24 protein-coding genes, 1 other RNA gene and 1 pseudogene are annotated in these 20,118 nt (G+C 72.3%); 11 read left to right on the plus strand and 15 right to left on the minus strand.

The features are described from left to right. Positions 1–3 precede the first annotated feature (3 nt). Positions 4–267 (minus strand): annotated as a pseudogene (locus ACWD01_RS22100) (alkaline phosphatase D family protein); the annotation flags it as partial. 159 nt (positions 268–426) lie between these two features. On the opposite strand from ACWD01_RS22100, the gene ACWD01_RS22105 reads away from it, so the two are divergent. Continuing rightward, positions 427–1,230 (plus strand): SDR family oxidoreductase, encoded by an 804-nt coding sequence (locus ACWD01_RS22105; protein ID WP_451164344.1) that lies wholly within the window; start codon positions 427–429, stop codon positions 1,228–1,230. A gap of 6 nt (positions 1,231–1,236) precedes the next feature. On the opposite strand, the gene ACWD01_RS22110 is transcribed toward ACWD01_RS22105, so the two are convergent. Further along, on the minus strand, positions 1,237–1,569 hold the full coding sequence (locus ACWD01_RS22110) for a MazG-like family protein (RefSeq protein WP_451164346.1): 333 nt from the start codon (positions 1,567–1,569) through the stop codon (positions 1,237–1,239). A 131-nt stretch (positions 1,570–1,700) separates the two neighbouring features. On the opposite strand from ACWD01_RS22110, the gene ACWD01_RS22115 reads away from it, so the two are divergent. Next, on the plus strand, positions 1,701–2,171 hold the full coding sequence (locus ACWD01_RS22115; RefSeq protein ID WP_451164348.1) for a DUF6083 domain-containing protein: 471 nt from the start codon (positions 1,701–1,703) through the stop codon (positions 2,169–2,171). Positions 2,172–2,195: 24 nt separating this feature from the next. On the opposite strand, the gene ACWD01_RS22120 is transcribed toward ACWD01_RS22115, so the two are convergent. The 5 genes from ACWD01_RS22120 to ACWD01_RS22140 form a co-directional block, all read right to left on the minus strand. Next, positions 2,196–2,618, minus strand: coding sequence for a hypothetical protein (locus ACWD01_RS22120; protein ID WP_451164350.1), 423 nt, complete (start codon positions 2,616–2,618; stop codon positions 2,196–2,198). Between the two features lie 221 nt (positions 2,619–2,839). Next, complete coding sequence (locus tag ACWD01_RS22125; RefSeq protein WP_451164352.1) at positions 2,840–3,847, minus strand: 1-aminocyclopropane-1-carboxylate deaminase; 1,008 nt, start codon at positions 3,845–3,847, stop codon at positions 2,840–2,842. Positions 3,848–3,895: 48 nt separating this feature from the next. Next, complete coding sequence (locus tag ACWD01_RS22130) at positions 3,896–4,603, minus strand: GntR family transcriptional regulator (RefSeq protein WP_451164354.1); 708 nt, start codon at positions 4,601–4,603, stop codon at positions 3,896–3,898. Positions 4,604–4,788: 185 nt separating this feature from the next. Then, positions 4,789–5,192, minus strand: an RNA gene (rnpB, locus tag ACWD01_RS22135) — RNase P RNA component class A. A 30-nt stretch (positions 5,193–5,222) separates the two neighbouring features. Then, a complete protein-coding gene (locus ACWD01_RS22140) occupies positions 5,223–5,804 on the minus strand; it encodes a Uma2 family endonuclease (RefSeq protein ID WP_451164356.1) in 582 nt (193 codons plus the stop codon). 134 nt (positions 5,805–5,938) lie between these two features. Between ACWD01_RS22140 and ACWD01_RS22145 the strand changes: the two genes are divergently transcribed. Then, entirely contained in the window at positions 5,939–6,724 is a 786-nt protein-coding gene (locus ACWD01_RS22145; protein ID WP_451164358.1) for a MerR family transcriptional regulator, read from the plus strand. Next, positions 6,721–7,551 (plus strand): hypothetical protein, encoded by an 831-nt coding sequence (locus ACWD01_RS22150; protein ID WP_451164360.1) that lies wholly within the window; start codon positions 6,721–6,723, stop codon positions 7,549–7,551. The genes ACWD01_RS22145 and ACWD01_RS22150 overlap by 4 nt, the downstream gene beginning before the upstream one ends. On the opposite strand, the gene ACWD01_RS22155 is transcribed toward ACWD01_RS22150, so the two are convergent. Then, positions 7,538–8,980, minus strand: a complete 1,443-nt coding sequence (locus ACWD01_RS22155) for an RNB domain-containing ribonuclease (protein WP_451164362.1) — start codon at positions 8,978–8,980, stop codon at positions 7,538–7,540. The two genes, ACWD01_RS22150 and ACWD01_RS22155, sit on opposite strands and share 14 nt — an antisense overlap. A 108-nt stretch (positions 8,981–9,088) precedes the next feature. Here ACWD01_RS22155 and yaaA point away from each other — a divergent pair, with 108 nt between their 5' ends. Next, positions 9,089–9,889: a peroxide stress protein YaaA gene (yaaA, locus tag ACWD01_RS22160; protein WP_451164364.1), complete on the plus strand. Its 801-nt coding sequence runs from the start codon at positions 9,089–9,091 to the stop codon at positions 9,887–9,889. A 63-nt stretch (positions 9,890–9,952) separates the two neighbouring features. Then, a complete protein-coding gene (eda, locus tag ACWD01_RS22165) occupies positions 9,953–10,570 on the plus strand; it encodes a bifunctional 4-hydroxy-2-oxoglutarate aldolase/2-dehydro-3-deoxy-phosphogluconate aldolase (RefSeq protein ID WP_451164366.1) in 618 nt (205 codons plus the stop codon). 305 nt (positions 10,571–10,875) lie between these two features. On the opposite strand, the gene ACWD01_RS22170 is transcribed toward eda, so the two are convergent. From ACWD01_RS22170 to ACWD01_RS22185, 4 genes are all read right to left on the minus strand, one after another. Then, a complete protein-coding gene (locus ACWD01_RS22170) occupies positions 10,876–12,171 on the minus strand; it encodes a bifunctional RNase H/acid phosphatase (protein ID WP_451164368.1) in 1,296 nt (431 codons plus the stop codon). Next, positions 12,171–12,914: a zinc ribbon domain-containing protein gene (locus tag ACWD01_RS22175; RefSeq protein ID WP_451164394.1), complete on the minus strand. Its 744-nt coding sequence runs from the start codon at positions 12,912–12,914 to the stop codon at positions 12,171–12,173. The genes ACWD01_RS22170 and ACWD01_RS22175 overlap by 1 nt, the downstream gene beginning before the upstream one ends. Next, positions 12,911–13,750 carry a Nif3-like dinuclear metal center hexameric protein gene (locus ACWD01_RS22180; protein WP_451164370.1) on the minus strand — a complete coding sequence of 280 codons (840 nt, stop codon included), beginning with the start codon at positions 13,748–13,750 and terminating at the stop codon, positions 12,911–12,913. Before ACWD01_RS22180 ends, ACWD01_RS22175 begins: the two co-directional genes overlap by 4 nt. Before the next feature lie 95 nt (positions 13,751–13,845). Then, positions 13,846–14,883 (minus strand): ABC transporter substrate-binding protein, encoded by a 1,038-nt coding sequence (locus ACWD01_RS22185; RefSeq protein WP_451164372.1) that lies wholly within the window; start codon positions 14,881–14,883, stop codon positions 13,846–13,848. A 186-nt stretch (positions 14,884–15,069) separates the two neighbouring features. On the opposite strand from ACWD01_RS22185, the gene ACWD01_RS22190 reads away from it, so the two are divergent. Continuing rightward, positions 15,070–16,383 (plus strand): hypothetical protein, encoded by a 1,314-nt coding sequence (locus tag ACWD01_RS22190; protein WP_451164374.1) that lies wholly within the window; start codon positions 15,070–15,072, stop codon positions 16,381–16,383. A 93-nt stretch (positions 16,384–16,476) separates the two neighbouring features. Further along, the gene (locus ACWD01_RS22195) at positions 16,477–16,644 is read left to right on the plus strand and encodes a hypothetical protein (RefSeq protein WP_451164376.1); all 168 of its coding nucleotides are present in this window, start codon (positions 16,477–16,479) and stop codon (positions 16,642–16,644) included. A gap of 104 nt (positions 16,645–16,748) precedes the next feature. Here the strand turns inward: ACWD01_RS22195 and ACWD01_RS22200 are convergent, their stop codons facing one another. The 3 genes from ACWD01_RS22200 to ACWD01_RS22210 are packed head-to-tail and all read right to left on the minus strand — an operon-like array spanning position 16,749 to position 17,670. Next, on the minus strand, positions 16,749–17,138 hold the full coding sequence (locus ACWD01_RS22200; protein ID WP_451164378.1) for a hypothetical protein: 390 nt from the start codon (positions 17,136–17,138) through the stop codon (positions 16,749–16,751). Continuing rightward, entirely contained in the window at positions 17,138–17,413 is a 276-nt protein-coding gene (locus ACWD01_RS22205) for a DUF7848 domain-containing protein (RefSeq protein ID WP_451164380.1), read from the minus strand. Before ACWD01_RS22205 ends, ACWD01_RS22200 begins: the two co-directional genes overlap by 1 nt. Then, positions 17,410–17,670: a hypothetical protein gene (locus ACWD01_RS22210; RefSeq protein ID WP_451164382.1), complete on the minus strand. Its 261-nt coding sequence runs from the start codon at positions 17,668–17,670 to the stop codon at positions 17,410–17,412. The genes ACWD01_RS22205 and ACWD01_RS22210 overlap by 4 nt, the downstream gene beginning before the upstream one ends. Before the next feature lie 80 nt (positions 17,671–17,750). Here ACWD01_RS22210 and ACWD01_RS22215 point away from each other — a divergent pair, with 80 nt between their 5' ends. The 3 genes from ACWD01_RS22215 (at position 17,751) to ACWD01_RS22225 (ending at position 19,900) form a co-directional block, all read left to right on the plus strand. After that, the gene (locus ACWD01_RS22215; protein ID WP_451164384.1) at positions 17,751–18,644 is read left to right on the plus strand and encodes a helix-turn-helix domain-containing protein; all 894 of its coding nucleotides are present in this window, start codon (positions 17,751–17,753) and stop codon (positions 18,642–18,644) included. Continuing rightward, a complete protein-coding gene (locus ACWD01_RS22220; RefSeq protein WP_451164386.1) occupies positions 18,641–18,853 on the plus strand; it encodes a DUF397 domain-containing protein in 213 nt (70 codons plus the stop codon). Before ACWD01_RS22215 ends, ACWD01_RS22220 begins: the two co-directional genes overlap by 4 nt. A gap of 153 nt (positions 18,854–19,006) precedes the next feature. Then, positions 19,007–19,900, plus strand: a complete 894-nt coding sequence (locus ACWD01_RS22225) for a sigma-70 family RNA polymerase sigma factor (protein ID WP_451164388.1) — start codon at positions 19,007–19,009, stop codon at positions 19,898–19,900. Positions 19,901–20,118: the final 218 nt, after the last annotated feature.

Consider the following 20,118-nt stretch of genomic DNA (forward strand, 5'->3'; position numbering starts at 1 on the left):
CGGCGCGTAGGCGCCGTCGAGGACGCGGTCGCGGGAGGCGGGGCAGCCGCCCCAGGCGTCCATGCTGAGCCTGGGGTCGGCGTTGAGGTCGAGCCTGCGCCTGGAGAAGTTGACCCGCTGCGGCACGACGTTCCAGGTGGCGGTGGAGGCGCGCCAGCCGTCGATCAGCACACCGTTCTCCGGCGTCCGGTCGGCGTAGTTGCTCTCCGTCTCGTGGTCGTCCCAGGTGACGACGAAGGGGTGGGCGACGGCCGCCCTCAGCTCGGGTGAGTGGGTGGTGTGCACGGGTGTCATGTGGCCCTCCCCTGTCGGCTGTTGTCAGTCGCATTGGAGTCGGAGCCGACGAATCCGTGTTGTCGCAGACACGACATCCGCATGGCGGTCGGACGAGTTCCGTGCAGGGCACAGGCGCGTACGCTGCGGGCCATGGACGGAGCACTGAGGATCGCGGTGGTGACGGGCGCGGGTTCCGGCATCGGCCGGAGCGTCGCACTCGAACTGGCACGAACGGGACAGGATGCGGCCGCCGGTCCGGGGGTTGGCCCGAAGTGGGCAGTGGCACTGGCCGGTCGGCGCAACGAGACGCTCGAGGAGACCGCGGCGCTGATCCGCGACGTCCGGCCGGACGCGGAGGTGCTGTGCGTCCCGGCGGACGTGACGGACCCCGGGGCGGTGGCCGCGCTGTTCTCCGCCGTCCGGGAGCGCTACGGCCGGCTGGACCTGCTGTTCAACAACGCGGGCACGTTCGGCCCCGGTGGCGTCCGCTTCGAGGACCTGCCGTACGAGGCGTGGCGCAAGGTCGTCGACACCAATCTGACGGGCGCGTTCCTGTGCGCGCAGGCGGCGTTCCGCCAGATGAAGGAGCAGACGCCCCAGGGCGGCCGGATCATCAACAACGGCTCCATCTCGGCGCACACGCCGCGCCCCAACTCCGCGCCGTACACGGCCACCAAGCACGCCCTCACGGGCCTGACCAAGTCCCTGTCACTGGACGGCCGGCCCTACTCGATCGCCTGCGGCCAGATCGACATCGGCAACGCGGCCACCGACATGACGAGCGCCATGCGGTCGGGTGTCCTCCAGGCCAACGGCGAACTGGCCCCGGAGCCGGTGATGGACGTGGGCGACGTGGCCCGGACCGTACGGCACATGGCGGAACTGCCACTGGAGGCGAACGTGCAGTTCGCGACGGTGCTGGCGACGAACATGCCGTACATCGGGCGCGGCTGACGGCTGTCAGCCGTCCCCCAGGGAACGCTTCACCACCCGGTCCAGCTGGGTCGCGAACACCTCCGCCGCGTCCGGGGTCAGGGTGCGCAGCGCCACCATGGCCGTGATGATGACGTCGCACAGCTCGGACTCCACGTCCTGCCAGCTGTGCGTGGTGCCCTTGCGCGGGTTCTGGCCCTTCGCTCCGATGACCGCCTGGGCGACCTCGCCGACCTCCGCGGAGAGCTTCAGCACCCGCAGCAGCACCTCCTGCTCGGGCGGGTACGTGTTGCTCTCCCGCAGCCAGGCGTGCAGGCGGCCGACGCTCTCCCAGTGATCCCGCTCGTCCGTGCGCTCCATGGCCGCCAGCCTGCCACGGCCCCGCCCGCCGGCGGGCCGGCGGACCCGTGGTTTCAATTCCGTCACGCTCGGAAGACTTCCGGTGGGGAAGGAAGCGCGCTACGCCGCAACGGACCAGTGGGGGGCGGGAGTTGGGCTTTCGATGCGCCGCGTGCGACGGCCCGGACGCCCATTGGGACGCCGGCCGGCGCTCCGCCCTGTGCACGCCCTGCGAACTCGCCGGGCCGACTCCTCGCGACCCCCTGCGCCTCGGCGACATCCTGACGGCCACGGGCGACGCCCTGACGTTCGTGGCCCGTACGGCCACCGCCCCGAAGCGCGGCCTGACCGCCTGCCGGGAGTGCGGCGCGCCGGCGGAGTGGTACCGCACCACCGGCGGCCGCTGGATGCTGATGGAGCCGGGCGCCCAGACCACCGCCTCGGTCCCGCCGGGCCGCCGCTGGCGCGTCGCGGGCGACGGCACCGCGGTCAACTTACGCGGCGCCGCACCCGCCGACACCTGCCGCGTCAGCCACTCCGACGTCTGCCCGGCCCACACCGCCCCACCCGACACCACGACGCTGCTCGCCCTATGGCAGCGCAACGCCCGCCAGCGGGCGTGAGGCGGAGGAGCGGGCCGCGCGAGGTCAGTGCTCGCGCAGTTGCGAAGACAGGGCGGTGAGGGTCCGGGCGGTCTCGGCCAGGCTCGTGGCGGCGGCCTCCAGCTCCGAGGCGACGCGGGGAGCGGCGGGAAGGGCGGAGGAGGCGGGGGCGACCGCTGTGCCGCGGTAGCCGATGGGGCCCTCGTCGCAGCGCTGGTAGTAGCCGGTGAGCACCTGCCCGGCGGGCGCCTCGGCGAAGCGGACCCGGGCGAGCTGGATCTCGGACCCGCCGGCGTTGCGGGTGATGTCGAGCCGGTAGTGGCGGTAGGCCCGGGCGCCGGTACGGAGGTGGAACTCCTTCGTCTCGCCGAAGCGACTGGCGAACGTCTCGCCCCTCCGGGTGTCCAGGTCAGTGTGCCGGGGCCTGCTGTCAGCACCTGGGCTCGCGGCCATGACCGTGTCCGCCATAACAACCAGCTCCCAACTTCGTGTGTGATGCGGAGGTGAGGGGTGAGCCTCGACGGCGGAAGACGTGGAAGACGTCCTACCGGACGGAGCCCGACTTCACGTGCACGGCTGGCGCCCCGCCCCCGGGCGCACCCGGATGAGCCGACCGGATACAGCCTGGGGGCGGGGGGTTCAGGAAGCCGGCGCGCTTCGCGCGCGAGGAGATGTGCTGCCGCTGTGGGTCAGCGGAAGACGCCGCTGTAGGCGTTGAGGGCGGGCTGGCCGCCGAGGTGTGCGTAGAGGACGTTCGAGTCCTTGGGGATGTCGCCGCCGCGGACGAGGTCGATGAGGCCGGCCATCGACTTGCCCTCGTACACCGGGTCGATGATCACGCCTTCGAGGCTTCCGGTGAGTGTGATGGCATCGAGGGTGGACTGGACGGGGATGCCGTAGAGGTCGCCGGCCCAGCCTTCGAGCACGGTGATCTCGTCGTCGCGCAGGTCCCGGCCGAGGTTGATGAGCTCGGCGGTGTTGCGGGCGATCTTTTCGACCTGAGCACGGGTTTCGTCGATCTTGGCCGAGGCGTCGATGCCCAGGACGCGGCGGGGCCGGTCCTGGCCGGCGAACCCGGAGATCATGCCGGCGTGGGTGCTGCCGGTGACGCTGCACACCACGATGGTGTCGAAGAAGACGCCGAGCTCGCGTTCCTGCTGTTCGACCTCGTAGGCCCAATTGGCGAAGCCGAGGCCGCCCAGGCGGTGGTCGGAGGCGCCGGCCGGAATGGCGTAGGGGGTGCCGCCGGCGGCGCGGACGTCGTCGAGGGCCTGGTTCCAGCTTTCCTTGAAGCCTATGCCGAAGGCGGCCCGCTCAAGGCGGACGTCGGCGCCCATGATGCGGGACAGGAGGATGTTGCCGACCTTGTCGTTGACTGCGTCGGGCCAGTCGACCCAGCTCTCCTGGACGAGGACAGCCTTCATACCGAGGCGGGCGGCGACTGCGGCTACCTGCCGGGTGTGGTTGGACTGGATCCCGCCGATGGTGACCAGGGTGTCGGCGCCTTCGGCCAGGGCGTCGGGGACGAGGTATTCGAGTTTGCGGGTCTTGTTGCCGCCGAAGGCGAGCCCGCTGTTGCAGTCCTCCCGCTTGGCCCAGATCCGGGCCCCGCGCAGATGGTCGCTGAGCCGGTCCAGCGGATGGATGGGGCTGGGACCGAACAGCAGGGGGTAACGGTCGAAACTGGCCAGAGACATCGTGACTCCTAGAAGGACAGGGCTCCCAAAGCCCAGCGCGGGAGTTACTCAGGGCGGGGGCGTGCCGCCCGCGCCGTAGTCGTGGTGTTCCTCGTCGGGGAAGGGGGCGTCCAGCAACGGAGCGAGGGTCTGCCAGTTGGCGTGGACGGCGGCTGCTGCCCCGTCGACGTCTCCTTCTTCGCAGAGGGCGATGATCTTTTCGTGCTGTGCGACCGACCCCCGGCCGCTCAGCGAGGAGAAGCGCAGCCGCTCGACTCGGCGCAGTACCGGCGTGAACTGCTCGAGGACGGAGCGAACTGCCGTGTTCGCACTGGCCGTCACCGCGACGTCATGGAACTCGTCGTCGGCGGCGAGCGCCGCGTCCACGTCGTTGTCGGCCAGAGCACGAGCGAAGCGGGCATTGGCTGCTCGCATGACGTCCAACTCGGCTGTCGAAAGATTGGGAAGCGCCTCACGGATCGCGAGGACGTGCATGGCGGCCGTGACGGACTGGGCGGCCCGTTCCGCACGGGCGTCCAGAGGGCTGACGATGGTGTAACGACCGGGCTTGGTGCGCACCAGGCCGGCCTGTTCCAACCGGGCCAGGGCCTCCCGTACCGGAGTGCGGCTCACTCCCAGCCACTCCACCAGATCGCCGTCGTTGAGCCGTTCACCCGGTGCCAGTGTGCCGGCGACGATCGCGTCCCGGATCGCCTTGTAGGCGTTCTCCCGAAGCAGTGATCTGGAAACGAGCCCTCGGCTCTGCGGAACTGGCATGCAATATATTGCGCACCGCGTACTGGGCCCGTCAAGGGTTCCCGGGGCATCAAAACGCAACGTGCAACATATTCCTGATGGGAACAGCCGGTGCTGAGCCGCCTGACGGGGCAAGCCCCCGAAAGACCGGAAAGGGCCTCCGACACAGGTCGGAGGCCCTTCCAAGGCAACGTCACAGGTGGCGGCAGACGAGTCGGGCTGTACGCCGGGTTCTGTCGCCCGGTCGCCTCGCGGCGGCCGGGGAGACGGCCATCCATCTAGGACCGGCGTTGCCACCGGCCTCGTGCGGTCTACCCGCGGACTCGGGCGGGCCGCCCTCGATCGTCCGCGCAGGACCACCTCGCGGCGGTCCCTCTTGACCTTGCTCCGGGTGGGGTTTACCTAGCCGCCTGAGTCACCCCAGGCGCTGGTGGTCTCTTACACCACCGTTTCACCCTTACCGAGGACCGAGGTCCCCGGCGGTCTGTTTTCTGTGGCACTGTCCCGCGGGTCACCCCGGGTGGCCGTTAGCCACCACCCTGCCCTGTGGAGCCCGGACGTTCCTCGGGAAGCCCCTCTCGGGACCTCACGCGGCCGTCCGCCCGGCTCGTCTGCCGTGGGGACCATGCTACCTGCCGATTCACCGGAACTCGGTCGTCTCCAGGTCGAAGCCGAACGGCTCGGGGAGGGGAAGCGGTTTTGCGATCGGGACCGTGTGTTGCTCCCGATAGTCGCCGCGTGCAGGGTCGGTGAAGAGCGTCAGGGACCAGTTGTCCCGGTCCACGAGGAGGTAGAGCGGAATGCCGCCCTGGGCATAGCAGCGGCGCTTGGTCTCCCGGTCGCCATGCGGGCGGGTCGAGGTGACCTCCAGCACCATCGTCACTCCGTCGCAGGGCATCCAGGAGCCCGCGCCTTCGAACAGGTTCAGTTCAGCGGGGGCGAGGGTGCAGTCCGGGATGACGTGGTTTCTCACGGCATTCGGGACCGACTGCAGTGTCAGCCCCTTGTTTCCGGAGAAGTCCATGTCCGTCTGCGATCGCCTGATGATCTGCTTGACGATCTTGTTGATGTAGTTCTCGTGGTCCCCGTCCGGCGGCGGTGTCACGACGATCTCCCCCTCGATCAACTCCGCCCGGAACCCCTCCGGCGTGTCCAGCGCCAGGAAGCCCTCCAGCAGAACGTCCGCGTCCTGCGTGATCGGTACGTGCGTCATGGCAGTCATGTCGTCAGCGTCGGACATCGAGGCACCCGCCGTCCGTGTGATCGGGATCGTTCCCTCGATCGTGGCACAGAGCCCCCGTCCACGGGCCCGACGTCGCTTGACCTTGTCGCAGCGTCAACGTTTCTACTGGTCCCATGCGAATCGGAGAGATCGCCGCGCTGGTGGGGGTGACCCCGCGGGCCGTGCGGCACTACCACCACCTCGGGCTGCTGCCCGAGCCCGTCCGGCGGGCCAACGGATACCGGGAGTACGGGATACGCGACGCCGTGCTGCTCGCCCGGGTCCGGCGGCTGACCGAGCTCGGACTCGGGCTCGACGAGGTGCGGGACGTGGTCGCGGACGACGCCGGGCGGGATCTCGTCGAGGTGCTCGAGGAGCTGGACGAGGACCTCGCGCGGCAGGAGGCGCTGATCCACCGGCGGCGGACCCGGCTGGCCGTGCTCCTCGCGCAGGCCCGCGGCGGCGAGCTGACCGCGGAGGGGCCGGTGTCGCCGCTGCTGGCGGAGGTGTTCGGGGACATGGCCCGTACGTCCGCCGCCCTGCCCGGACCGGAGCCCGCGATGGCGGCCAAGGACCGCGAGCTGCTGGCGCTGCTGGACACCGTGGCGCCGACGCCGGAGCAGGAGCGGCTGATGGGGACGATGCGCCGGATCACCGAGGCGCCGGGGGCGATGGAGCGGGCGTACGCGCTGTACGCGGCCCTCGACGCGCTCGCGGACGCCGACCCGGACGATCCACGGGTCGAGGAGAGCGCCCGGGAGCTGGCCGACATGCTGCCCGACGAGGTCGCGGCCCAACTCGATGCCCGGGGCGGCGTCCCGGACGACGGTTTCCTGGACGTCTACCTCGCCGACCTCTCCCCCGCCCAGGCCGCGGTCGTGATCCGCGCCCTGCACCTGCTCGTGGAGCGTGCCCGATGAGCCGCCTCGTGCGGGTGCTGCGGACCGTCGCGTACGCGGTGCTGCCCGCCGAGGTGCTGCTCGCCGTCTGCCTGGTGGCCGGCGTGGCGGTCCCGCTGCCCGTCCTCGCCGCCGCCGAGGCTGCCGTCGTGCTGCTGCTGGGCGCCGAGGTGTACGCGTACGTGACGCTGCGCAGGCGCGGCCTGGCCCCGCGGGAGGCGGTGGCGGAGCTGGTGCCCGTACCCGTGCTGCGGCTGGCGGGGCACGAACTGCGGCTGATGCGCAGCCTGTTCCTGTGGGCCGGGCGGCGGCGTGACGGCGTCGGGCCGGGCGACCGGGCCTTCGGGCACGCGAGGGACCAGGCGGCGCTGATGTACGGCTTCACGTTCGCGTGTGTCGTGGAGACGGTGGCCGTGTCGTATCTGCTGCTGGACTGGCCGGTCGTGCACGCGGTGATGCTCGTCCTGGACGTCTACACCGTGCTGTTCATGCTGGGCCTGCAGGCCGCCTCGGTCACCCGCCCCCACGTCCTGTCGGCGGACACGCTGCGGCTGCGCCAGGCCGGCCATGTGGACCTGCGCATACCGCTGGCCCGGATCGCCGCCGTCCGCCACGAGCTGCGCTTCACGCACGAGGAGCAGGACGGCGTCCTCGATCTGAAGGTCGCCGCGCAGACGTCGGTGACGCTGGAGCTGTCCGAGCCGGTGACCCACGTCGGTCTGCTGGGGCGGGAGCGGCCCGTGCGCACGGTCCGGGTCCATGCCGACGACGCGAGGGCCTTCGCGAAGGCGCTGCGGGAGGCGGTGAGCGGGGAGCGCCCGGCGCAGGCGCCGGTCACGCCGGCGTGAACCGTACCTTCGCCCGCGCCGGGTCCGCCTCGGTGAGGCGGACCTGCAGCCGCTCTCCCAGAGGCAGCGGCGTGCCGTCGCCGTCGATACGGGCCACCACCGCCGGGTCCTCGAGCTGGACGGTGCCTGCGGAGGGGTCGTTGTCCTTGAGGTCCACGACGACCGCGTCGAAGAGTTCACCGATCCGGTCCTGCAGCACGACCGCCTCCAGGAGGTCGACGCACTCCCGCTCCACGGTGTTGCCCCGGCGCGCGCCGACGGCCATCTCCGCGGGCAGCGCCTCCAGGGCGGCGCTCACCCACTCCGGCGGCTCGTGGCCCGCGACGGCGGCGAGGCACAGCTCGCCCGCGTAACGGTCGACGAGCCGGCGCAGCGGCGCGGTGCAGTGGGTGTACTCGGCGGCGACCGCGGCGTGGACGGCGGGCACGGGCAGGACGCCGCCGGTGAACGCCGAGTACCCGGCGCCGCGCAGCAGGGTCGTGCACTCCTCCAGGAAGGCGGCGTTGCGGGGTTCGCGCGGGTCGAGGGAGCGGACGAGCTCGGCGTACGAGACGTGGTGCGGCCAGTCGACGTGCAGGGCCTGCGCGGAGCGGCGCAGCCGCGCCACGGCTCCGTCGGGGGCGGTCGGCAGGGTGCGCAGGATGCCCGTGCCCGACGCGGTCATCAGGCGGGCGGCGGCCATGCCGGTGAGGAGGGAGATCTGGGCGTTCCACCCGTCGGCGGGGCGCGGGGCGCGGTAGGCGAGGGCGTAGGAACCGTCGTCCCGTTGCTCGATCTCCTGCTCGGGAACGTTCAGCGAGATGCCCCCGCGCTCGATCTCGAGCGACTCGCGCAGCTTCCCGATCTCCCTCAGCAGGGCGAGCGGTTCCTCCGCGGTGCCGGTGTCGATCTGCCGCTGTGCGCCCTCGTAGTCGAGCCGGGCGCGGCTGCGGACGAGTGCGCGGCGGACGTCGGCGGTGACCGTACGCCCCTCGCCGTCGAGGTCGATCCGCCACAGCAGCGCGGGGGCGCTCTGGCCGGGGAGCAGGCTCGCGGCGTCCTCGGAGAGGACGGGCGGGTGGAGGGGGACCTTCACGTCGGGGAAGTACAGGGTCTGCACCCTGCGGTGGGCCTCCGAGTCCAGCACCCCGCCGGGTGCCACGAAGGCGGCGACGTCGGCGATCGCGTAGTGGACGCGGAAGCCGCCGGCCCGGCGGGCGAGATGCATCGCCTGGTCGAGGTCGACGGAGGCGGGCGGGTCGACGGTGAAGAAGGGGATGTCCGTCGCGTCCTCTTCGGGCAGCCGCGGCGCCTTCGCCGCGGCCTCGGCCTCCGCGAGGACCGCCGCGGGGAAGCCGTCCGGCACGTCGAGCGTCGTGCGCAGCTCACGCAGGGCGGCGCGCAGCGGGGCCTCGGCTGCGCCGGTCACGGTCATCTGGCGGCGGGGCATGGACCGAGCGTAGGACGGGGCGGGGGTGGTGGCATTTCGGCGGTCCCGGCGCTTTGTACCCTTGCGCGGGGCCGCACCCCCACCCGTGTTCGTACGAAGGAGACCGCCGTGCTTGTCCTGTTGCCGCCGTCGGAGGGCAAGGCCGCTGCCGGCCGCGGGGCTCCGCTGAAGCCGGAGTCGCTGTCGCTGCCGGGGCTCGCCGGGGCACGGGCCGCCGTGCTGGACGAGCTGGTCGAGCTGTGCGCGGCCGACGAGGAGAAGGCGCGGCAGGTGCTCGGGCTGAGCGAGGGCCTGCGCGGCGAGATCGCGAAGAACGTGGAGCTGCGGACGGCCGGTACCCGGCCGGCCGGCGAGCTCTACACGGGCGTGCTGTACGACGCCCTGGGCCTGGCCACGCTGGACGCGGCCGCGCGCGGGCGGGCCCGGAAGTCACTGCTGGTGTTCTCCGGGCTGTGGGGCGCGGTGCGGGTCGGCGACCGTATCCCGCCGTACCGCTGCTCGATGGGGGTCAAGCTGCCGGGGCTCGGCAATCTGGGCTCGTACTGGCGGGGCCCGATGGAGTCCGCGCTGCCTCAGGCGGCCGGCGGCGGGCTGGTGCTGGACCTGCGCTCGTCGGCGTACGCGGCGGCGTGGAAGCCGACGGGCGAGGTGGCGGACCGTACGGCGACGGTGCGGGTGCTGCACTCGCAGATCGTCGACGGCGTCGAGAAGCGCTCGGTGGTCAGCCACTTCAACAAGGCGACGAAGGGCCGGCTCGTACGGAGCCTGCTGGAGGCGGGCACGGCGCCGAGGTCCCCGGCGGCGCTGGTGGAGGCGCTGCGGGACCTCGGGTACGTGGTGGAGGCGCAGGCGCCTCAGCGGGCGGGGAAGGCGTGGGGGCTCGACGTGGTGGTGTCGGAGATCCACTGACGCCGTATTGCACCCTGTGCAACGTTCGTTGTGTACCGCGCTTCCGCTGGGCAGGATGGGCGCATGATCTCCGTGCTGGACCTCGCCCCCGTGATCCCCGTCGTCGTCATCGACGACGCCGCCGACGCCGTGCCGCTCGCCCGCGCCCTGGTCGAGGGCGGGCTGCCCGCGATCGAGGTGACGCTGCGGACCCCGGCCGCGCTCGACGCGATCCGCGCGATCGCGGCGGAGGTACCGGAGGCGGCCGTCGGCGCGGGCACCGTGATCACGCCCTCGGGCGTCACCTCGGCGGTGGCGGCCGGGGCGCGCTTCCTGGTCGGCCCCGGGTGGACGGACACGCTCCTGGACGCGATGCGGGCGTCCGGGGTGCCGTTCCTGCCTGGTGTCTCGACGGCGTCGGAGGTCGTGGCGCTGCTGGAGCGCGGGGTGAGCGGGATGAAGTTCTTCCCGGCGGAGGCGGCGGGCGGCATCCCGTATCTGAAGTCCCTCGCCGGTCCGCTTCCCCAGGCCCGTTTCTGCCCCACGGGCGGGGTGTCCCTGGCGTCGGCGCCGGCGTATCTCGGGCTGCCGAACGTGGCGTGCGTGGGCGGTACGTGGATGCTGCCGGCGGACGCGGTACGGGCCGGGGACTGGGCGCGGGTCGCGGGGCTGGCACGGGAGGCGGCGGGGTTGGGGTCGTGAGCGGCCGGGTGGCGCCTGCGGCGGGCTGTTCCCCCTCCCCGCCCCTTCCCGAAACCGGGGCAAGCCCCGCACCCCGGTACCGCGCTTCGCGCGGTGGCCTCAATCTCCCCCTACGGCCTGGCGGCCGTGGGTGGGGGCACCTCCCACGCCGCCAGGCGTAGGGGGAGTACCCCCAGGCCGGGCTGGATTTCGCTCCGCGAAATCAGCCTCGCCGGCGATTGAGGCGCGGGTCCGGGCAGAGCCCGGTTTCGGGAAGGGGCGGGGAGGGGAACACGCCCGCGCAGCGGACCGCCCCGCCCCCACCCTCACCGCAGGTGCGACGTGTCGTTCAGCAGCCGCAGCGACGCGTTGCCGTCCGCGTAGTACGCCACCGCCGACAGCGACGCCGCCGACAGTTCCATGCGGAACAGGGACTCCGGCGGGGCGCTCAGGGCCAGGCGGACCAGTGTCTTGACCGGGGTCACGTGGGTGACCACCAGCACCGTGCGGCCCTGGCTGCGGGCCTGGCTGCGGGCCAGGAGCTTGTCGCGGGTCGCCGCGACCCGGCGCGCCACCGTGGCGAAGCTCTCGCCGCCGCCCGTCGGCGTGGCCTTCGGGGAGGCGAGCCATGCGTCGAGGTCGTCGGGGTACCGCTCCCGTACCTCCGCGTACGTCAGGCCCTCCCACGCGCCGAAGTCGGTCTCGCGCAGGCCCTCTTCGAGGGTCACCCCGAGGCCGAGCCTCGCGGCGACCGCGTCCGCGGTCTCGCGGCAGCGGCGCAGCGGGGAGCTGACGATCTCCTGGATCGTGCCGCGCTCCGCGAGGGCCGCGGCGACGGCCTCTGCCTGGCGGCGGCCCACGGCGGAGAGCACCGGGTCGCTGCCGCCGCTGCCGGAGAACCGCTTCTCGGGGGTCAGGACCGTCTCCCCGTGCCGGAGCAGCACGAAGGTGGCGGGCAGCCCCATGTCGGGCGGGCCCCATCCCGGCGCGGGGGCGGCCTCGGGGGCCGGTTCCGTGACGGTGACGGCCGTGGCCGGCCCGGGGGCGCCGAGCCCGACTCCGGCCGGGGCCTCGGCGGAGACCTCGGCCGTCGTCCGCCCCATCGCCGCCCGGGCCTTCGCCGCGCCCACCGCCGCGTCGCCGACCACGCGCGCCGCCTCCGCGTCGCGCGCGTCGAGCGCCGCCATGGAGCGCGACGGCTCCCACTGCTTGCCCTTCTTGCCCGCGTCCATCGCCTCGTTGGCGAGCCGGTCCGCGTGCTTGTTGCGCTCGCGCGGGATCCACTCGTACGTGACCCGGCCGGGCGGGAAGACCCGGGCGGCCTCGGCCGCCAGGGGCTTCATGTCCGGGTGCTTGATCTTCCAGCGGCCCGACATCTGCTCGACGACGAGCTTGGAGTCCATCCGTACGCGGACGACCGCCTCCGGGTCGAGCGCGTGGGCGGCTCTGAGGCCGGCGACCAGGCCCTTGTACTCCGCGACGTTGTTCGTCGCGACGCCGATGTACTCGGCGGCCTCGGCGAGAGGTTCGCCGGAGACCGGGTCGAGGACGACCGCGCCGTAGCCGGCGGGGCCCGGGTTGCCCCGGGAGCCGCCGTCGGCCTCGACGACGAACTCCCGCATCAGAGTCCCGATTCGGACGTACGGATGAGGATGCGACGGCAGTTCTCGCAGCGCAGCACCGTGTCGGGCGCGGCGGCGCGGACGTCGTTCAGCTCGGTGATGTTCAGCTCGAGCTGGCAGCCCTCGCAGCGGCGCTGGAACAGCCGGGCCGCGCCCACTCCCCCCTGCTGGACGCGCAGCTTCTCGTACAGCTTGAGCAGGTCGGCCGGGACGGAGGCGGCGACGAGCTCGCGCTCCTTGGTGACCGACGCGGTCTCGCCGTCGATCTCCTGCTCGGCGGCGTCCCTGCGGGCGACGGCGTCGTCGACCTTGCCCTGCACGGAGGAGACCCGCTCGGTCAGCTCGGCGACGCGCTCCTGCAGGGACTCGCGGCGCTCCATGACCTCGAGGACGATGTCCTCCAGGTCGCCCTGGCGCTTGGCGAGGGAGACGATCTCGTGCTGCAGGTTCTCCAGGTCCTTGGGCGAGGTGATCGCGCCGGAGTCCAGGCGGTCCTGGTCGCGGGTGGCGCGCTGGCGCACCTGGTCGACGTCCTGCTCGGCCTTGGTCTGCTCGCGGGCGGTGTCGCTCTCCTCGGTCTGCGCGGCGACGAGCAGGTCACGCAGCTGGGTGAGGTCCTTGGCGAGCGAGTCGATCTCGGCGTGCTCCGGCAGCGACGTGCGCCTGTGCGCGAGCTGCCCCAGTCGCCGGTCGAGGGCCTGGACGTCGAGAAGTCGGATCTGGTCGGCGGGGGCGGCGTTCAGTTGGGGGCTCCAGAGGAATCGTGGTGGGCGGACCAGGGGTCGGTGACCGTGCCGGAGACGTGGACCCGCAGGTCCCAGCCGTGCCGGTCGGAGATTGCGTCGAGCTGGGCCGCGGCCTGTTCGCACCAGGGCCATTCGGTGGCCCAGTGCGCGGCGTCGACGAGGCCGAGCGGTGAGTGCTGGGTGGCCTCCGACGCCGGGTGGTGGCGCAGGTCGGCGGTGAGGAAGGCATCGACGCCGGCGGCGCGTACCTGCTCGAAGAGGCTGTCGCCGGAGCCGCCGCTGACCGCGACGGTGCGCACGGTCGCGTCGGGGTCGCCGGCGAGGCGGATGCCCTGCGCGGTGGCGGGCAGGCGCTTCGCGGCGCGGGCCGCGAACTCGCGCAGTGTCTCGGGGCGGTCCAGTTCGCACACCCGGCCGAGGCCGCGGCGCCCGTTCGGGTCGGTGGCGTCGGGGACCAGGGGACGGACGACGCGCAGGTCGAGTGCGCCGGCGAGGGCGTCGGAGATGCCGGGGTCGGCGGTGTCGGCGTTGGTGTGCGCGACGTGCAGCGCGATGTCGTTCTTGATCAGGGTGTGCACGACCCGGCCCTTGAAGTGGCCGGCGGCGACGGTCGTCGTACCGCGCAGATAGAGCGGGTGGTGGGTGACGAGGAGGTCGACGCCGAGCCCGACCGCCTCGTCGACGACGTCCTGGACGGGGTCGACGGCGAACAGCACGCGGGTGACCTCGGCGCCGGGGTCTCCGCAGACCGTGCCGACGGCGTCCCACTGTTCGGCCCGCTCGGGGGGCCAGAGGGCGTCGAGCGCGGCGATGACTTCAGGCAGACGGGGCACGCAGCAAAGGCTACCTGCCCCGTCCGTCCACACGGTGTGCGCCTACTTCACGACGTCCGCTTCCCCGTCCGCTTCCCCGCCTGCGACGTCACGGTCTACTTCACGAGGAAGCCGCGCAGGTCGTCGAGGACCTCCTCGGCGGCGGTGACGCCGAGACCGAGGTACCAGGTCTCGTCGGGTACGTCCTTGGCCTGCCCGGCCTTGACGGCCCCCAGGTTCTTCCACAGCGGGTTGGACTCGGCGGTGTCGCGCTTGGTCTTCGACGGGTCGCCGTAGACGCCGGTGAAGATCCAGTCGGCGTCGGCCTCGTCCATCTTCTCCGGGCTGATCTCGGCGGCGAGGTCGTTGATCTGCTGGTTCTTCGGCCGCGGGACGCCGGCGTCGTCCAGGATCGTGCCGATGAAGGACGCCTTGGCGTAGAGACGGATCTTGCCCGGCATGTAACGGAGCATGGTGACCGTCGGCTTCTTCTCGCCGAGGTCGGTGCCGAGCTGCTTCGCCTTCTTCTCGTACGCGCCGAGCTTGGCCTCGGCCTCCGCGGTCCTGTCGAGCGCCGCGGCGTTGAGGAGGTAGTTCTCCTTCCAGGTGAAGCCCGGACGGATGGAGAAGACGGTCGGGGCGATCTGCGACAGCTCCTTGTACTTGTCGCTCGCGCGCAGCTGGCTGCCGAGGATCAGGTCCGGCTTCAGGGCGGCGATGGCCTCCAGGTTGAGGCTGTTGATGGTGCCGACGCTCTTGGGGGCGCCCGCGGCCTTCTTCAGGTACTCGGGGATGCCGTCGTCGCCCTCGGTCGGCGCGTAGCCGACCGGCTGGACGCCGAGGGAGGCGACGTTGTCCAGCTCGCCGACGTCGAGGACGACGACCCGCTTGGGCTCGGCCTTGATCTCGGTCTCGCCCAGCGCGTGGGTGATGGTGCGCGGGAACTCGCCGGGCTCGGCGTCCGTGCCCATCGCCGCGGTCTTCGCGGCGGCGTCGCCGAAGTCCTTGCCGCCCTGCGCCACGGCCTTCTTGCCACCGTCGTCGGCCTTCGCGCCGGTGTCCTCGCCGGCCTCGCCGCCGGTGCCGCAGGCGGCGAGGGAGAGGGCGGCGGCGAAGGCGACTGCGGCGGCTGTACCGCGGCGGCGTACGGACATGGCATGCTCCTGCTCTACGAACTTAGGTGGCCCTTACCTTATCCACGGCCCCGGACGGGCAGCACAACCGCCCCGTCGTTCTCAGGCAAATCGCCGCATGGCCACCCTTATGTGTGAAGGTACGCAGCTCGTGTTGTTCGGCAGGAAGTGCGATACCTAGCTTCGGAGTCCGGAGGTGAGGCATCGATGACAGCCTTGGCCATCGAGACCGCCACGGAGGACGGGGCGGTCACGGACAACAACGGCACGGACGGGGCCGCCGGAACGGGCGGCACGGAGGCCACGAGCGGGGAGCCTGCGAACGGACCGTCGAGCAGGGAGCCTTCGAGCGAGGAGCCTTCGACCGGGAACGCGGAGCCCCCGGCGACGGCCGGCGGGCCGGCCTTCACCATCACCGCGGACGGAACGTACGGAGCCCGCCTCGCCGGTACGGGCGACGCGCTGTTCCCCGAGCGCTGGACGCTCGACGGGCCCGAGCCGTACGCCGTACCGCTGCCGCTCGACCAGCCGGAGGAGCCCGAGGCGCAGGTGCTGCCGCTCGCCGACGGCCGGGTCCTGATCCGCCGCCGGGTCGCGGAGCGGCACACCTTCTCGCTGCTCTACCCGACCGGCCCCGCGACGGGCGAGCTACCCCTCGGGGCCGTCGCCGCCGAGGAGTTGACGCTGCTGCCGCCGTCACCGGACGGGGTCAGCGCGTACGCCCTGGCACCCGGCGAGCGTACGACCGGCATCTGGCTGGTGGCGGGCGGCGACGGCCCCGAGCACATCGCCGACGTCAGCGGGCACTGCTCGGGCGGAGTGTGGCTGGACCGTACGGGGCGGCTGCTCGCGCTCGACCGGACGCAGCCGGACGGCGGGCCGGTGAAGTCGGTCGCGGTCGACCTGGAGCGGGGCGGCGAGGTGACGCCGCTGCTCCAGATCGCCGAGGACAGCGACGACCGGCTGCTGCTCGCGGACGCCGACAGCGGTCTGCTGCTGGTCCGTTCGAACGCGGCGGGGCCCGGCCAGGACCTGCTCGGCTGGGGCGTGCTGGGCAGCGCGCGGCCGGTGCGGTTCCCACGGAGTCTGCGCCTGCCGGACGCGCTGGTCACACCGTTCGCCGTACAGCCGGGACAGGTGCTGATGCCCGAGAGCTGTGCGGTGGCGCTGCGGATCGACGGCGCGGCGGGCAGCTGGCTGGGCATGTGGCGCCCGGCGGACCGGCGGCTCCACCAACTCGCCGCGCCCGAGGGCTGGTTGACCGGGTCCGGCACCTGGAGCCGGGACGGGATGCTGCAACTGCCCTGCGCGACCGGGTCGATGCCGTGCGGGGTGGCCCGGGCGCAGGCGCCGGAGCCTCTCGTTCTTTCTGCAGAAACCTATCCTCAGAAGTCGGCCACAGAACCCGCACAACCGGAAGCCGCAGGTGGGGAACCATGCGAAGGCTCCGCCAGTCCTGTTGTGTGCAGGCCGGTTCCCTTGCAGCAGGCACCACTCACCGGCGGCGCGGCCCGTGGCTAGACTCTCGGGCCGGGGTGACCGGGCGCGGACCTCATGTGCGGCCGGGCGCCCTGCGACACACGTAAGCAGCGATCACACGGGGTGACTTCCCACATGTCTGAAGCCCGAACCGACACGACCCACGAGCGCCCGCAGTCCGCGGCCGCCGGGCGGGGCGACGGCGGCGGTGCCGGAAAGCACCGGGGCGGTGCGGCGACGGAGGACGCGGCGACGCAGCCGCACGGCCGGCACCGTCGCCCGTCGGGTTCCGAAGGGGCGTAGAGACGGGTCGCAAACGACCCGTCGTCGTCGTACGTCCGAGTGGGGGCGGTCGAAGCCGGTACGGCTTCGACCGCCCCTCTCTGTTGCAGACCTGCTGCGGACCTTCACAGGTAGAGCTGTCGCTGACAGGCCCGGCAGCAGGTCTTGCCGTCGCGCTTCTCGGTCTGCCGGTGCTCGCACGCCCCGGTCGTGGCGGGGGGTGCGTGAACGGGCACGGTGAACGTCGCAGGCCCCCGCTCGGTACGGGCCGCGATTCCGTCGCGAACGTGCGACTGGACGCGCACCATGTGGGCGAGCTCCGCGATGCACGGGCCGCAGGCGTACACATCACCCGTCGCACCGGGGGCGTTCACGGAGCCGACCCACAGCACGCGCACGCCCTCGCGCCGGCAGTACAGCCAACAGGCCCCCGACACCCACGCGTTACCGTCGTCCGTCCGCGCGGCAAGCGGCCACGCATCGCGCCATGGACGCTCGGCGGCAGGGGTGAACATCACGCTCCGCCGCCGTCCGACGGTACGAGTCCGGCCCGCTCGCCCGGCGGTTGCACGACCGCGTAGTCGCCGAAGTTCCGGCGGTAGCGCCGGTGCCCGGTCTCCTGCGCGTGCCTGCACTGCCACCGTTCCACCGGCCCGGGCGCGCTGTGCGTACCGGACCGGGCCCCGCACTCGGTTTCGTCGCCGGACACGCAACGGGCCTCGTACTCCGGTTCCGCCGTCGCGTCCTGCTGGATGGAGAACGGGACGTAGCGGAACACGCGCCGAGTCACCGCGCCACCCCCTGCCTGTGCCCCGTGCCCTCGGGCGCCGGCCGGAGCGCGGCGGCAAGCGCGCGGGCCATCGCCACGTTGCAGCGCCCCAAGTCGATCAGCGCGAGCGGGGCGGACCCGGCGCAGGAGACGGCGTCAAGGGACAGCGACGGCAGCTTCACCCCCGCCGCGTCGAGCGCGTGCCGTAGTTCGTCACGCGCCCGTTCGGCGTCTCTGACCCTGTCCGTAGCCGTCTGCCGCCTGCCTGCCGTCGCCATGTCCGCCGTCTCTCCGTACACTGTTGGCCGTTCTCCCCCGCTTGCTCTGTGTGACTACCTACTCACACCATGGCCTCGGAGTGCGCACGCTCAACAGGTCTGGGGCCATTCCAACGCAAGCGGAATACCGGGGAGTTGAACAGGTGAGCGAGCAGGCTGACCAGGCACAGGAGCCCGCCGACGGTGCTGCGTACTTCGGCGAGGAGACCAAGGCACTCCGGGAAGCCCTGGGGCTGTCCCAAGAGAGATTCGCGGACCAACTGCACTACCGGCAGGCACAGGTCAGCAAGGTCGAGAACGGCGCCGTGCTGGCGTCAGAAGCCTTCGCGGAGGCGATGGACCGTGTGGCCGGCACGCCCGGCGTGTACGCCCGGCTTCGTGCCAAGCTGAGCAAGCAGGGGCACCCGGAATGGTTCGTGCCGTACATCACCCTCGAGGAGTCCGCGAGCGGGATCACGGACTACTCGTGCACGTTCCTCATGGGCCTGCTGCAGACTCCGGAGTACGCGTCGGCCGTCTTCCGCGCCGCTCACCCGCGTGAGGCCGAAGAGCGGATCAAAGCGCATGTGGACGTGCGCATCAGACGGCAGGCCGTCATAGAGCGTGACGAACCGCCCCTCTTGTGGGTCGTGATCCATGAGTCCGTCCTGCGTACCCGCGTCGGCGGCCGGTCCGTCATGATCGGACAGCTCGAGCATCTGGCCGCACAGATGACATCGCCCCATGTCACGGTTCAACTGCTGCCGTACGAAGCGGGTGCCGCGCCCAGCCACCTGCCGTTTACGCTGCTTTCGTTGCACGGCGCACCCCACGCGGTCTACACCGAGACCCCCACCCATGGTGGTCAAGTGGACGGCACGTCTAGCGTGGTGGCGACAGCCGTCGGCATGTTCGATCGGCTGCGCATGGCGGCACTGTCCGAGCAGGAGTCGCTGTCCCTGGTTCGCAAGATCATGGAGGATCACGCCAAATGAGCAGCACGCCCGGCACTCAGCCGATGCGGTGGGTCAAGAGCACCTACAGCGGCGGCGACGGGGGTCAGTGCATCGAATGGGCGCCCGAACACGCGCGCGCAACCGGTGAGTTCCTGATCCGCGACAGCAAGGACCCGTACGGCCCGCACCTGACCCTGACCCATGAGGGGTTCACCGGTCTTGTGGAGTTCGCCAAGCACCACCGGTGATCCGCTTCCCTACCGACCCGACCCCTCAGCGACCGGCCCCGCCGCATGGCGGGGCCGTCGTCACGTCGGGCTCGACCTCGTCCGGACCGGCACAGTCGATAGGTTTTCGGGGGCCGGCTTCTTTGACGCCCCCGCGAGCGAGGATTGGGACCGATGGACGAGAACGCAGCGCTGCTCGACCGCTTCGAGGAGGACCGGCCCCGGCTGCGGGCCATGGCCTACCGGATGCTCGGCTCGGCCGGCGAGGCCGACGACGCCCTGCAAGAGTCCTGGCTGCGGGTCAGCCGCGCCGACACCGGCGGCGTCGAGAACCTCGGCGGCTGGCTGACCACGGTGGTGTCGCGGGTCTGCCTGAACATGCTGCGCAAGCGCGAGTCGCGGCGCGAGGACCCGCTCGAGGCACGGCTGCCCCAGCCGGCTGCCGGCCCCGAGGGCGGGACCGATCCCGAGGAGGAGGCGCTGCTCGCCGACTCGGTCGGGGTGGCGCTGCTGGTCGTACTCGACACGCTGGCGCCGGCCGAGCGTCTCGCGTTCGTGCTGCACGACCTGTTCGCCGTACCGTTCGACGAGATCGGCCCGCTGATCGAGCGCTCCCCGACCGCGGCGAGGCAGCTCGCGAGCCGCGCGCGCCGCCGGGTCAAGGGCGGGGCCGACGCCGCCGCGCCGGACGCCGACCTGGCACGGCGGCACCGGGTCGTCGACGCGTTCCTGGCGGCGACGCGGGGCGGGGACTTCAGCGCGCTGCTCGCCCTGCTCCACCCCGACGTGGTGCTGCACGCCGACAAGGCGGTCGTCCCCAGCCCCGAACCGATCGTGGTCCACGGCGCCCGCCCGGTCGCCAAGGGCGCGATGGCCGCGATGGGGCGCGCGCGCTTCACGGGCGTCGCGCTGGTGGACGGCACGGTCGGGCTGGTGATGGCGCCTCAGGGGCGGCTGGCCGTGGTGCTGACCTTCGCCATCGCCGCCGATGGGGCGATCACCAGAATCGACGTCGTCGCGGAGCGGGGGCGGCTGGCGGGGGTGGAGGTGGCGGTGCTGGGGGCGTGACGGGCGGGGGTGGCGCCTGCGGCGGGCTTGTTCCCCACCCCGCCCCTTCCCAAACCGGGGCAAGCCCCGGGCCCCATACCGCGCTCCGCGCGGTGGCCTCAATCGCCGGCCGGGCTGGAGTTGCCCGGACACGATGTGCCCGGGCAACTTCAGCCCCGCCGGGGGGCACCTCCCACGGCCGCCAGGCCGTAGGGGGAGTTTGAGGCACGGGGTCGGGG

Source organism: Streptomyces sp. NPDC002835, assembly GCF_053591995.1.

Excerpts from the sequence above, each read along its gene's own strand:
- ACWD01_RS22105 (WP_451164344.1), top strand. The coding sequence starts at position 427 with ATGGACGGAGCACTGAGGATCGCGGTGGTGACGGGCGCGGGTTCCGGC.
- ACWD01_RS22110 (WP_451164346.1), bottom strand. The coding sequence starts at position 1,569 with ATGGAGCGCACGGACGAGCGGGATCACTGGGAGAGCGTCGGCCGCCTG.
- ACWD01_RS22120 (WP_451164350.1), bottom strand. The coding sequence starts at position 2,618 with ATGGCGGACACGGTCATGGCCGCGAGCCCAGGTGCTGACAGCAGGCCC.
- ACWD01_RS22125 (WP_451164352.1), bottom strand. The coding sequence starts at position 3,847 with ATGTCTCTGGCCAGTTTCGACCGTTACCCCCTGCTGTTCGGTCCCAGC.
- ACWD01_RS22130 (WP_451164354.1), bottom strand. The coding sequence starts at position 4,603 with ATGCCAGTTCCGCAGAGCCGAGGGCTCGTTTCCAGATCACTGCTTCGG.
- ACWD01_RS22140 (WP_451164356.1), bottom strand. The coding sequence starts at position 5,804 with ATGACTGCCATGACGCACGTACCGATCACGCAGGACGCGGACGTTCTG.
- ACWD01_RS22145 (WP_451164358.1), top strand. The coding sequence starts at position 5,939 with ATGCGAATCGGAGAGATCGCCGCGCTGGTGGGGGTGACCCCGCGGGCC.
- ACWD01_RS22150 (WP_451164360.1), top strand. The coding sequence starts at position 6,721 with ATGAGCCGCCTCGTGCGGGTGCTGCGGACCGTCGCGTACGCGGTGCTG.
- ACWD01_RS22155 (WP_451164362.1), bottom strand. The coding sequence starts at position 8,980 with ATGCCCCGCCGCCAGATGACCGTGACCGGCGCAGCCGAGGCCCCGCTG.
- eda (WP_451164366.1), top strand. The coding sequence starts at position 9,953 with ATGATCTCCGTGCTGGACCTCGCCCCCGTGATCCCCGTCGTCGTCATC.
- ACWD01_RS22170 (WP_451164368.1), bottom strand. The coding sequence starts at position 12,171 with ATGCGGGAGTTCGTCGTCGAGGCCGACGGCGGCTCCCGGGGCAACCCG.
- ACWD01_RS22185 (WP_451164372.1), bottom strand. The coding sequence starts at position 14,883 with ATGTCCGTACGCCGCCGCGGTACAGCCGCCGCAGTCGCCTTCGCCGCC.
- ACWD01_RS22190 (WP_451164374.1), top strand. The coding sequence starts at position 15,070 with ATGACAGCCTTGGCCATCGAGACCGCCACGGAGGACGGGGCGGTCACG.
- ACWD01_RS22195 (WP_451164376.1), top strand. The coding sequence starts at position 16,477 with ATGTCTGAAGCCCGAACCGACACGACCCACGAGCGCCCGCAGTCCGCG.
- ACWD01_RS22200 (WP_451164378.1), bottom strand. The coding sequence starts at position 17,138 with ATGTTCACCCCTGCCGCCGAGCGTCCATGGCGCGATGCGTGGCCGCTT.
- ACWD01_RS22210 (WP_451164382.1), bottom strand. The coding sequence starts at position 17,670 with ATGGCGACGGCAGGCAGGCGGCAGACGGCTACGGACAGGGTCAGAGAC.
- ACWD01_RS22220 (WP_451164386.1), top strand. The coding sequence starts at position 18,641 with ATGAGCAGCACGCCCGGCACTCAGCCGATGCGGTGGGTCAAGAGCACC.
- ACWD01_RS22225 (WP_451164388.1), top strand. The coding sequence starts at position 19,007 with ATGGACGAGAACGCAGCGCTGCTCGACCGCTTCGAGGAGGACCGGCCC.